We start from the raw sequence: 11,806 nt of genomic DNA, 5'->3' as shown, positions 1-11,806 counted from the left end.
CTGTCCAAGTCCTAGGGATAGAGATTGTGAGCACATGAGGCCTCAGCCGGCTCGTCCGGCTGGGGCCTTTCCGCGTTGCGGCCGGCAGGTTTCCTCCTGTCGTATGTTAACGACGCCGGATCCGGGATCATCAATGATGCGATCGGGGCGGAACCTCCGGATCAGGAGAGGCGCGTGGACCGCAGAACGGCGTGCCTGCATCAGGCGAATGCATTCCGGGAGAAGGCCCTCGCCGATCCCGAGCACCACGACCAATGGATCGACGAAGCCATCAAATGGCTGGAACGGGCTATGGAAGCGAGCTGTCGGGCGGTCATCACCATGGAAGGTGACAATGGCAGCGACGCTCCGGCCCCCGCGTTCGAAACCATGACGCCGCATCGGCGCGTCATTATCCGCCAGTGAGAGGCGCTGGCAGCGCATGCACTGCTGCGGCAATTGTTCCAGGGACGTAACAATGTTGCGGGTCGACACTGTTCCCGCACCCATGCTAGGCCGGGCACAGACCGCAACCAGAGTGAACTCGTGCTCGCAAACCGTCAGCCCTCAGGATCCCGCCGCTCGCGTTTTCCGCGCGGGCTGCTGTCCGTGCTGATCGCGGCGGTCTATCTGCTCGCGGGCGCTCTGCACGGCGCGCACGACATCGACATCACCACGCCCCGCGGCAGTTCGGAGATCGCCGCGGTCCTCGATCGCGCCTCCGGCCATGGCGACCACAAGACCATCGGCGGACATCATTGCCACGGCTGCTTTTCGCTGACCGTGGCACAGCCGGCACCATCGACCGCGGCGATCGCGCTCGTGTCGGCACCGAGCCCGCAACAGGCCCCCCGCCTCGCCGGAATTGTGCCCGATACCGACTCTCCCCCTCCCAGACCTATTGCCTGAACGGATTGGTCGGGCGCGGCGCGCCCATTAGGTTCATCCTTCACAGGTCGATTTCATGTTTTGCAGGGGAATGGCCGCGCGCCTCGCGTGCGCGGCAGCGTGTCTGATTGCAGCATCGGCGCTTGCACCGGCTCACGCCCAGACTTTAACGATGCGAAGCGCGCTGTCGCGCGCGCTGGCGGCGAGCCCGCGCCTGACGGCAGCCGAGCGCGACGTCGGCATCGCCACGGGCCAGCGTATCCAGGCGGGCGCCCTGCTCAATCCGGAACTGTCCTACGAACAGGACGATTCATTCGGCTCCGGCAGATATCGCGGAACGCGCTCGGCGGAGACCACGCTCCAGATCAGCCAGGCCTTCGAGCTGTTCGGCAAGCGCGAGGCGCGGATTGCCGCAGGCGCAGCCGGCGTCGAGGTCGCCGCGATCCAGCGCAAGGCGATCAGGCTGGAGGTGCTGTCGGAGACCGCGATCGCCTTTCTCAGCGTGCTCGGCGCGCAGCGGCGCATCCAGATCCTCGACGAGCAGATCGCCGCGATCGACCGCCTGACGCCGCTTCTGCGCCGCCGTGTCGAGGCCGGTGCCTCCTCGCCGGCCGAGACCGGCCGCGCCGAGGTCGCCTCCGCCCTGGTGAAGGCGGACCGCGAGCGCTTCAAGGCGACGCTGGCGAGCGCCCGGCGCGAGCTTGCGGTGTTGATGGGCGATCCCGCCGCCAAATTCGGCGAGGTGTCCGGCCGGCTCGACACCACCGGGCGGCCGCCGGCGTTCCAGGCCGTGGTTGCCGCCATCGACGCCAATCCGCAGCTGGTGCGCTGGACCGCAGTCTACGCCCAGCGCAATGCCGAGCTGCTACTGGCGCGGCTCAGGCCCTATCCGGACGTGCGGATCGCGGCCGGCTGGCGCCACTTCAACGAAACGGGCGACGATGCGGCGCGGCTGACCGTCTCCGTGCCGATCCCCGTGTTCGACCAGAACCAGGGCAACATCCTCTCGGCCCAGGAAAGCCTCGCAAAGACCAAAGCCGAGCGCGAGGCCAACCGCAACGCGCTGATCGTGATCGCCGGCCGCGCCTATGACTCGCTGCAAGGATCGCTGCGCGAGCTCGCGGTGCTGCGCGAGACCGCAATTCCCAAGGCCGTCGAAGCGTCCGAGGCGATTTCGCAAGGCTATGGCCAGGGCCGCTTCACCCTGCTCGAAGTGCTGGACGCGCAGGCCAGCGTCACCCAGGCGCGGCTGCGCGAGCAGGAGGCGCTGCAGAATTTCCACGCCGGCGTGGCCATCATCGAAGGCCTTGTCGGCAATCCCTTTACGCTGGCCCGGGAGAGCGCGCGATGAAGACGTCCTCCACCATCCTTGTAGCCATCGTCGCCGCCGCGCTAGGCGCTTACGGCTATTCCCTGCTCGCAGCGGACAAGCTCGCACACACCGATCATGGCGAGCACGCCGAGCATTCCGAACACAAGAAGCCGAGCGACCATGTCGAGCAGGACGAGCACGGCGCCGACCGCATCCGCATCTCCGACGTCAAGCTGGCGGCCGCGGGCGTCACGCTGGCGGAAGCCGCCAGCGCCACGCTGACCGACACGCTCGCCTTCAACGGCATCCTGCGCGCCAACCAGGAAGCCGTGGTGCAGGTGACGCCGCGCTTTCCGGGCCTCGCCAAATCCATCCAGAAGCGGATCGGCGACAAGGTCGGCAAGGACGACCTGCTCGCCGCGATCGAGAGCAACCAGAGCCTCACCGTCTACGAGCTGAAGGCGCCGATTGCCGGCACCATCATCGAGCGGCAGATCTCGCTCGGCGAATACGCCTCCGAGCAGAAGCCGGCCTTCGTGGTCGCCGACCTCTCCACCATCTGGGTCGACCTGTCGATCTACCGCCAGGACCTCCGCCGCGTCCGCCTCAACGACGAGGTCCTGATCGATCCCGACGACGGCCGCGGCGAGATCAAGGGCACGATCTCCTACATGGCACCGATCGGCTCAAGCGAGACCCAGACCGCGCTGGCGCGCGTGGTGCTGCCAAATCCGGACGGACGGCTGCGGCCCGGCCTGTTCGTCACGGCGCGGCTGATCCTCGCAGCGCGCAATGTCGCGGTTGCCGTGCGCCGCAGCGCGATCCAGACGCTGGAGAACAAGACCATCGTGTTCGTGCGCGAGGACGGCGACAAGATCGAGGCGCGCCCGGTCGAAACAGGCGATTCCGATCCGCGCCATGTCGAGATCAAGGCCGGCCTTTCGGCAGGCGAGCATTACGTCGCGGAGAACAGCTTCGTGGTGAAGGCGGAGATGGGCAAGGGTGAGGCCGAGCATGATTGAGCGTCTCATCGCCGTCTCGCTGCAGCAGCGCTGGCTGGTCCTCGTCCTCGCGCTCGGCGCCGTCGCCTTTGGCGCCTGGAATTTCCAGCGCCTGCCGATCGACGCCGTGCCTGATATCACCAACGTCCAGGTCCAGATCAACACCCGCGCTCCCGGCTATTCGCCGCTCGAGACCGAGCAACGCATCACCTTCCCGGTCGAGACTGCGATGGGCGGCTTGCCAAAGCTCGACTACACCCGCTCGCTGTCGCGCTACGGACTCAGCCAGGTCACGGTCGTCTTCAAGGACGGCACCGACATCTACTTCGCCCGGCAGCTCGTCGGCGAGCGCATCCAGCAGGTGAAAGACCAGCTGCCGGCGGGTGTCGAGGTCGCGATGAGTCCCATCTCGACCGGCCTCGGCGAAATCTTCATGTACACCGTCGAGGCCAAGGCGGGCGCGAAGACGCAGGGCGACCGCGACTATTCGCTGACCGACTTGCGCACCGTGCAGGACTGGATCATCCGACCGCAGCTTCGCAACGTGCCGGGCGTGATCGAAGTCAACACGATCGGCGGCTTCGAGCGGCAATTCCACGTGCTGCCGGATCCCGGCAAGCTGATGGCCTACCGGCTCGGCTTCCGCGACGTGATGACCGCGCTCGCCGCCAACAACGCCAATGTCGGGGCCGGCTATATCGAGCGCAACGGCGAGCAATATTTGGTTCGCTCGCCGGGCCAGGTCGGCACTGTCAGCGAAATCCAGGACATCGTCATCGGCTCGCGCGGCGGCAATCCGGTCAGGATCAGGGACGTCGCTGCTGTCACCGAGGGGCGCGATTTGCGCACGGGCGCTGCGACCTGGAACGGCGAGGAGACCGTGCTCGGCACCGCCATGCTGCTGATCGGCGAGAACAGCCGGACCGTGGCCCGCCGCGTCGCAGCCCGTCTGGAGGACATCGCCAAATCGCTGCCCGAGGGCGTCGTGACGCGGACCGTCTACGACCGCACCGATCTCGTCGAAGCCACCATCCGCACCGTCCGGAACAACCTGCTGGAAGGCGCGGCGCTGGTGGTCGCCGTGCTGTTCCTGATCCTCGGCAACTTCCGCGCCGCGCTGGTCACGGCCTGCGTCATTCCGCTATCCATGGCGTTGACGATCACCGGCATGGTCGAGACCAAGGTCAGCGCCAACCTGATGAGCTTGGGGGCGATCGACTTCGGCATCATCGTCGACGGCGCCGTGATCATCGTCGAGAACTGCCTGCGCATGCTGGCGGTGGCTCAGCGCGAGAAAGGCGGGCTGCTGACGACGCCCGAACGGCTGCGCGCGATCCTGCGCGGGTCGAGTGAGGTGATCAAGCCGAGCCTGTTCGGAACGCTGATCATCGCCGTGGTCTATTTGCCCGTGCTGACGCTGACCGGCGTCGAGGGCAAGATGTTCACGCCGATGGCGCTGACGGTGCTGATGGCGCTGGGCGCGGCCGTGCTGTTCTCCATCACCTTCGTGCCGGCGGCCGTCGCCATCTTCGTCACCGGCAAGGTGTCCGAGCACGAAAACCTATTCATGCGCGCGGCGAAGCGCGCCTACCTCCCCCTGCTCCGTTTTGCCATCGATAACCGGCTCGCCGTCGCCCTGTCCGCCGTGCTCATCGTGACCGCGAGCGGCATCGCCGCCTCGCGCATGGGCGGCGAGTTCATTCCGAGCCTCGACGAAGGAGACGTCGCGCTGGCCTCGATCCGGATTCCAGGTACCAGCCTCACGCAGTCGCTGGACCTGCAGAAGGCGCTGGAAAAGCGCATCATGCAGATTCCGGAGGTGAAGGAGTTCTTCACCCGCATCGGCACCGCGGAGATCGCCACCGACCCGATGTCGCCGGCGCAGACCGATGGCTACGTCATGCTGAAGCCGCGCGCCGAATGGCCCGATCCGGGCAAGTCGAAATCGGAGGTGGTCGAGGCCATCGAGCATGCTGCAGACGAGATTCCCGGCAGCGCCTACGAAATCTCCCAGCCGATCCAGTTCCGCGTCAACGAGCTGATCTCCGGCGTCCGCACCGATGTCGGCGTCAAGATCTTCGGCGACGATCTCGACATCCTGCAAGGCGCCGCCAAGCAGGTGGAGGCCGCGATCCGCGGCATCCGCGGCGCCAGCGACGTCAAGATCGAGCAGGTCTCGGGCTTGCCGATCCTCACCGTGCGCCTCGATCGCCAGGCGCTTGCCCGCTACGGCCTCAGCGTCGCCGAGGTGCAGGGCATCGTCGAGATCGCGGTCGGCGGCAAGTCGGCCGGCAAGCTGTTCGAAGGCGATCGCCGCTTCGACATCGTGGTGCGCCTGCCGGAGCACCTGCGCGGCAATCTCGAGGCGATCCGGGCGATCCCGATCCCGCTGCCGCCCTCCGAGGAGGCGGTAACCGGCAGCGCCGTTCGAACGGCGCTGGCCAGCTCGCCCCTCACCCAGATGCGCTATGTGCCGTTGTCGTCGGTCGCCACCGTCGATGCGACGCCGGGGCCGAACCAGATCAGCCGCGAGAACGGCAAGCGGCGCATCGTCGTCACGGCCAATGTCCGTGCGCGCGACCTCGGCTCTTTCGTCGCGGAGACCGAGGCGGCCGTTGCCGAGAAAGTCAAGCTGCCGCCGGGTTACTGGATCGGCTGGGGCGGCCAGTTCGAGCAGCTGGTCTCGGCCACCAAGCGGCTGACGATCGTGGTTCCGGTGGCGCTGCTCTTGGTGTTCCTGCTGCTGTTCATGGGCATGGGATCGGCGGCGGATGCGGCGCTGGTGTTCTCCGGCGTGCCGCTGGCGCTGACCGGCGGCGTCGCGGCGCTGCTGCTGCGCGACATTCCGCTATCCATCAGCGCCGGCGTCGGCTTCATCGCGCTATCCGGCGTTGCCGTTCTCAATGGCCTCGTCATCATCGCCTTCATCGAGCGTCTGCGCAGCGAGGGACGCTCGGTCGCGGAGGCCGTGCGCGAAGGCGCGCTGACACGGCTGCGCCCGGTGTTAATGACGGCGCTCGTCGCCTCGCTCGGCTTCGTGCCGATGGCGCTCGCCACCGGCGCCGGTGCCGAGGTGCAGCGGCCGCTCGCAACCGTGGTGATCGGCGGCATTCTCTCCTCGACCGTGCTGACGCTGCTGGTGCTGCCGGCGCTGTACGTGCTCTTCCGCCGTGACGTGGCAGATGAAACGCCTACAATGGCCCCTGATTTGGCGGCGTCTGCGGAGCGCTAGAATTGGGCAGCCACGACCACCACGGTTATCACGACCATGATCATGCGGGCCACTCGCATGCGCATGGCCATACACACGATCATGGTCATGGACACGGCCATGTCCATGCACCCGCCAATTTCGGCAAGGCGTTCGCGCTCGGCATTACGCTCAACATCGCGCTCGTCGTCGCCGAGGCGGTTTACGGCTATGTCGGCAACTCCACCGCCCTGCTCGCCGATGCCGGCCATAATTTGTCGGACGTGCTCGGCCTCGTCATTGCCTGGGGCGCCTCGATCGCAGCCCGCCGCGCGCCCAAAGGCCGCTTCACCTACGGCTTTCGCGCCTCCACCATCCTGGCGGCGCTGGCCAATGCGGTGTTCCTGCTGGTCGCGACCGGCGCGATCGGCTGGGAGGCGATCCTGCGCCTGCGCGAGCCGGAGCCGGTCGCAGGCGTCACCGTGATGGTGGTCGCCGGCATCGGCATCCTCATCAACGGTTTCACCGCCCTGCTGTTCGCTGGCGGACGCAAGGACGACATCAACATCGAAGGCGCGTATCTGCACATGGCCGCCGACGCCGCGGTCTCGCTCGGCGTCGTGGTCTCGGCCGCGCTGATCATCTGGACCGGCTGGCTCTGGCTCGATCCCATCACCAGCCTCATCATCTGCGCCACCATCCTCTGGAGCACGACCAGCCTCTTGCGCGGCTCCATCGACATGTCGATGGCGGCCGCGCCCAAGGGTACCGACCTCGCCGCAATCAGGGCGTTCCTGCTGGCGCGACCGGGCGTCTCGGCGATTCACGATCTCCACGTCTGGCCAATCTCGACCACCGAGACGGCGCTGACCTGCCACCTCGTTATGCCCGCAGGCAGCGACGACGCATTCCTGATGCAGACGACGGAGCTCCTCAAGACATCCTTCCGCATCGGCCACACCACGCTCCAGGTCGAGACGCATCCCGACAACGGCTGCGCGCTCGCGCCGGATGATGTGGTGTGAGGCGACTCTGCCTCCGCATCGTCATTGCGAGGAGCCGTTGCGACGAAGCAATCTAGATTGTCTCCGCGGAGGGATTCTGGATTGCTTCGCTTCGCTCGCAATGACGGTGGAGAGCGCTGCGCCCTACCCCGCCTTCGCCGTCACGATCCAGATCGCGCCCTGGAGCGCCACGCTCTGCTCCTTCAGGAACGGCGCGAGCGCCTCGCGGATCGAAGCCTTGGCAGCTTCATAGGTCTCGGGCGGATGGCCCTGGAGTGCGCGGCTGGCGGGACCGATCTGGAGAGAGCCGTCGACGGCGGCCTCGAGCCCGCCGCCGATAGCAATGTCCATCGCCAGATTGTGCGGCTCCATCGCGACGTCCGCGAATCCTGCGCCTTTCAGGATGCGCATGACGCGCTCTTCCGAAGCAAAGGCGAACGGGCCCGGCTCCTCCGGCCCAACCGGCGGCATCTTGGGCACGTGCTTGTAGACCGCCATCAGCGGCGTCATCGCCCACGGATTTTCCTTCGGCTCCCGCCAGCAGGCGAAGGCGAGCCGGCCGGCCGGCTTCAGCGCGCGACGCAGATTGGCGAAGGACGCGATGGGATCGGCGAAGAACATCACGCCGAAGCGTGAAGCGAGCAGATCGAAGCTCGCCGGTTCGAACGGATAAACGGTCGCATCCGCCAGCACGAAGTCGAGCGGCAGGCCCTTCGGCGCGAGCGCCCGCGCCTGCGCCAGCATCGGCTCGGAGACGTCGAGGCCAAGCGCGAAGCCATCGGGCGCCACCGCCTTTGCGAAGGCAAACGTCGTCGCGCCGGAGCCGCAGCCGACATCCAGAACGCGCTCGCCCGGCTTCGGCTTGGCGCGGTCGATCAACACGTCGGCAATAGGGCCGAGCAGCTTCTCCTGCGCCGCGTGGCGATCGGCCCAGCGCTGCCCGCTCGGCCCGTTCCAATAGGCGATCTGGTCGGCGTTCTCTGCGTGCCCGGCGGGTCGTTCCATTCAAGGCTCCATCATCTATTCTTGCCCTATCATAGAAGCCTGTTCGGTCGAAAAGCGGGCGCCCTAACGTCAGGCACGTGTGAGAGCGCTTTGGAGGTCGCGCGACGGATTGCCGCGTCGGCGCGTACCGGCCCGTCCGGGCCGCGTCCGATCAGAGACTGACTTTCGGAAAGCTGTCGATGTCCGCAGCCCTGGACTGCACGCGTCGAACGTCAGAACCCTCTGCTAGCAAAGAGGTTCTGCTGGACGCCATCCGGTCCCTTCGAAGGGCCAAGGCTCGCACCCTCTGCTCCCACGAGACCGACACCAGAAACGCGGTGTCGCGAAAAGCCCGGCTCGCGGCTGGATATGCACAGGCGAGCCGCACACTTTCCGCGATTGTAGCCTTCCTGCAACAGCATTCTGAATCAAACTTCGTATGTTTGTCCGAGGAGTCGATTGTGGCTTGGCGAGGGGTCGCTTGGCCGCGGTCTGGTGGAATGGGAATGTTTGGAATGAAGCAGGTTGCGCCCGCCCTCGTGGCATTGGTGACGTTTTCCGGATCAGCATTGGCAGCCGACCTTCCGCGCAAATACGCCAAGCCACCGGCTGTCGCCGCAGCTTTCGTCAACTGGACCGGCTGCTATGTCGCGGGCGGCGGCGGCTACGGCATGTGGAATCAGGAAAATTCGACTTTTGTCGACGGTCCGCTCCGCTTTCAGAATGCCGATACGATCACCACCGGTGGCCGCGGGTACTTCGGGACGGTACAGGCGGGATGCGACTATCAGTTTGCGGCGGCCAGCGAGCGCTTCGTGATCGGCGCCTTCGGTGATTATGATTTCGCCAGTCTAACCGGGCGGCTCACTCCCTCCGGCTTCTCGATGGTTGGCGACGAGAAAATGAGCTCGGCCTGGGCGGTCGGCGGCCGTCTCGGCTGGCTGGCGACGCCTAGCCTGCTGACCTATGTCTCGGCGGGTTACACCGAAGCGACCTTCGACCGCACGAACTTCAATCTGAACTTTCCGCCCTTCGGAGTTGCGGCCGGCCTCTATCAGGACAAGCGAACCTACGATGGCTGGTTCATCGGCTCCGGCGCCGAATATGCGCTGGGCTTCCTGCCGGGTCTCTTCTGGAAAACGGAATACCGCTTCTCCGACTTCAATGTCGGCACAAATCCGATCCGGGATACGGCGAGCGGATTGCCGATCGGCTTTTCCGAGGATTCGAAGAAGTACGTCCACACTGTCCGCAGCGAGTTGGTCTACCGCTTCAACTCGAGCGGCCCCGCCGCCGATGTGACGTCCCCTGCCTATCTGAAGGCGCCTCCGGCCCCCACGCCGCTCACGAATTGGACCGGCTGCCACGTCGGCGGCGGCGGAGGCTATGGGCTCTGGAATCAGGACAACACGACCTACATCGATGGCCCCACCAGAACCCGCTTCAGCGATACAGCAACGACCGGAGGCCGCGGCTTCTTCGGGACTGTGCAGGGCGGCTGCGACTACCAGTTTGCGGCAGCGGGCGCGGCCTTCGTCGTCGGCGCATTCGGTGACTACGATATCGGCAGCCTCAAGGGCCAGCTCAGCCCGCCTCGCTTCGGGATCGTGGGTGAAGAGAAGATGAGCTCGGCCTGGGCGGGCGGCGGCCGGCTCGGCTGGCTGGCGACCCCGAGCCTCCTGACCTATTTCTCAGTCGGCTATACCGAAGCCAGCTTTGACCGTACCGATTTCACCCTCAACGCTGCGCCGTTCGGAAGACCAAGCGGCGTGTTCATGGACAAGCGTACCTACAGGGGCTGGTTCATCGGCGCCGGCGAAGAACACGCGCTGAAGATCGTGCCGGGCTTGTTCTGGAAGACCGAATATCGGTTCTCTGAATTCGACACCGCAACGAACGCCGTCCGCGACACGGCAACCGGTCTGTCGGTTGGAGCGTCGATCGATTCCGAGAAATGGGTTCATGCCGTTCGCAGCCAGCTGGTCTATCGCTTCAACTGGGGCGGCGGCCCCGTCGTGGCGAAGTACTGATCACCCCACTGCTGGTCGTCGCTAAGGCAAAGCTCCGGTTCGTCCGGGGCTTTTGCTTTCTGCATTCGGTCATATGAAAGTCTGGAACAGAGTTGCGCTTTGGGCTCTGGATCCGACGCAAGCGTCTCATCCGCGCATTGCGGCCGCATTGTTTCACCGAACGGCCACATCGGAATCAGATGCCAACCAGATTTCCGCGCTAGGTTCGCGCTTCCTCAAACTGGAAAAGGCATGACCATGCGCAGCTTCACGGCATCCGTCCTCGTTGCAGCTCTCTCGCTGGGAACACCTGCCCTGGTGCAGGCACAGGGCGCATCGTCGCAATCCGACACGGAGCAATCGTCCACGCAATCCAGCACTGTGATCCGGAGCATACAGGTTGTGGACGTCAAGGAACTGCAGCCGGCCGTGCGCGCGAAGGTCGATGAACTCGTGGCGCATACGAGCGAGACGGACATCCAGTCGCTTCGGCAGTCCATCGACGCCACACCGCAGGCCGCCTCCGTGCTCAAGGCCAAGGGCTTGAGCTCGGCACAAGTCGTCGCGATCAACATCGTCGACGGTGTCCTGACGATGTTCACCAAGACAGCCTGACACCCGCAGCATGATCGCTGGCTCCTCGGCCTTACGTCGAGATCGCGCTGCGAGAAAGATTGCCCTGCAGCGGACCTGCTGCAGGGTTGGCCGTGTCCGGCATGAAAGCTCTCACCGGGCCGGCAATTGCAGCCGGGTCGGGCGCGCTCGGCCCTTGCTTCGGCCCCCGCCGGGGCGCTAAAGAGGCGCCATTGGGCGGTTAGCTCAGCTGGTTAGAGCATCTCGTTTACACCGAGAGGGTCCGCGGTTCGAATCCGTGACCGCCCACCAGCCTTCGCTCGCTTCGCGAGCTACGGCTCGGCAAGCCAGCACAGCAAGGTCGTAAGCGAGAAGCGATCGAAGGTTGCCGCGCCGAAGCCCAACGGCGAAGGCGGGCTCGGCCAGCCAACTTCAATCCCTTGGCCGCCCGGGCAGCAGCGGCACGGCGTCGATCCACACCGCTGCCGATTGGCACCAGATCTGCCTCACCGGCCGCAGCGCATCCCGCTGGCGGATCGAGCCCCAACGGATGCCCCAATCGTCGGCCTGGTCGCCCTCGCCGCTGGTGAACAGCGGGGAACCGCAATCGGCACAGAAATGCTGAAAGCGCATCCGGCCGTTGTCGCCGCGCTTGCCGTAGATTTTGGTCGAGCCACGGGTCAGGCGGACATCGGCCTTGGTGCAGATGGCCGTCACGCGGAACGGCGAGCCGGTCAGCGTCTGGCAATCGGTGCAGTGACAGACCGAGACTGCCTCCGGATCGACCTCGGCCTCGAACGCGACCTTCCCGCAATGGCATTGCCCATCGACGTGCATTGCCTCCTCCCCTTCCCCAAACAAAAACG

Annotated in this window: 10 protein-coding genes and 1 tRNA gene; 9 read left to right on the top strand and 2 right to left on the bottom strand. The window is 65.8% G+C overall.

Annotated elements, in window-relative coordinates; translation table 11 throughout:
* Positions 1-174 precede the first annotated feature (174 nt).
* From ACTEK7_RS01240 to ACTEK7_RS01215, 6 genes are all read left to right on the top strand, one after another.
* Positions 175-405: a hypothetical protein gene (locus ACTEK7_RS01240; RefSeq protein ID WP_225113095.1), complete on the top strand. Its 231-nt coding sequence runs from the start codon at positions 175-177 to the stop codon at positions 403-405.
* Positions 406-525: 120 nt separating this feature from the next.
* Positions 526-888: a hypothetical protein gene (locus tag ACTEK7_RS01235; RefSeq protein WP_225113094.1), complete on the top strand. Its 363-nt coding sequence runs from the start codon at positions 526-528 to the stop codon at positions 886-888.
* Between the two features lie 55 nt (positions 889-943).
* On the top strand, positions 944-2,218 hold the full coding sequence (gene ihpA, locus ACTEK7_RS01230) for a divalent metal ion exporter subunit IhpA (RefSeq protein WP_036010223.1): 1,275 nt from the start codon (positions 944-946) through the stop codon (positions 2,216-2,218).
* On the top strand, positions 2,215-3,201 hold the full coding sequence (ihpB, locus tag ACTEK7_RS01225; protein WP_225147174.1) for a divalent metal ion exporter adaptor subunit IhpB: 987 nt from the start codon (positions 2,215-2,217) through the stop codon (positions 3,199-3,201). The genes ihpA and ihpB overlap by 4 nt, the downstream gene beginning before the upstream one ends.
* Positions 3,194-6,412, top strand: a complete 3,219-nt coding sequence (locus ACTEK7_RS01220) for an efflux RND transporter permease subunit (protein WP_225147175.1) — start codon at positions 3,194-3,196, stop codon at positions 6,410-6,412. Before ihpB ends, ACTEK7_RS01220 begins: the two co-directional genes overlap by 8 nt.
* Positions 6,413-6,414: 2 nt before the next feature.
* Positions 6,415-7,395 (top strand): cation diffusion facilitator family transporter, encoded by a 981-nt coding sequence (locus ACTEK7_RS01215; RefSeq protein WP_109143569.1) that lies wholly within the window; start codon positions 6,415-6,417, stop codon positions 7,393-7,395.
* A gap of 123 nt (positions 7,396-7,518) precedes the next feature.
* On the opposite strand, the gene ACTEK7_RS01210 is transcribed toward ACTEK7_RS01215, so the two are convergent.
* Entirely contained in the window at positions 7,519-8,379 is an 861-nt protein-coding gene (locus ACTEK7_RS01210) for a class I SAM-dependent methyltransferase (protein WP_225147176.1), read from the bottom strand.
* Positions 8,380-8,558: 179 nt separating this feature from the next.
* Here ACTEK7_RS01210 and ACTEK7_RS01205 point away from each other — a divergent pair, with 179 nt between their 5' ends.
* The 3 genes from ACTEK7_RS01205 (at position 8,559) to ACTEK7_RS01195 (ending at position 11,252) form a co-directional block, all read left to right on the top strand.
* A complete protein-coding gene (locus tag ACTEK7_RS01205) occupies positions 8,559-10,388 on the top strand; it encodes an outer membrane protein (protein ID WP_225147177.1) in 1,830 nt (609 codons plus the stop codon).
* 231 nt (positions 10,389-10,619) lie between these two features.
* On the top strand, positions 10,620-10,982 hold the full coding sequence (locus tag ACTEK7_RS01200) for a hypothetical protein (RefSeq protein ID WP_051057016.1): 363 nt from the start codon (positions 10,620-10,622) through the stop codon (positions 10,980-10,982).
* 193 nt (positions 10,983-11,175) lie between these two features.
* Positions 11,176-11,252, top strand: a tRNA-Val gene (locus tag ACTEK7_RS01195).
* Positions 11,253-11,372: 120 nt separating this feature from the next.
* Here ACTEK7_RS01195 and ACTEK7_RS01190 read toward each other — a convergent pair.
* The gene (locus ACTEK7_RS01190; RefSeq protein ID WP_225147178.1) at positions 11,373-11,777 is read right to left on the bottom strand and encodes a GFA family protein; all 405 of its coding nucleotides are present in this window, start codon (positions 11,775-11,777) and stop codon (positions 11,373-11,375) included.
* Between the last annotated feature and the right edge of the window lie 29 nt (positions 11,778-11,806).

Source organism: Bradyrhizobium sp. JHI2711 (genome assembly GCF_056156565.1).
This window is presented reverse-complemented; position numbering and strand designations above follow the sequence as displayed.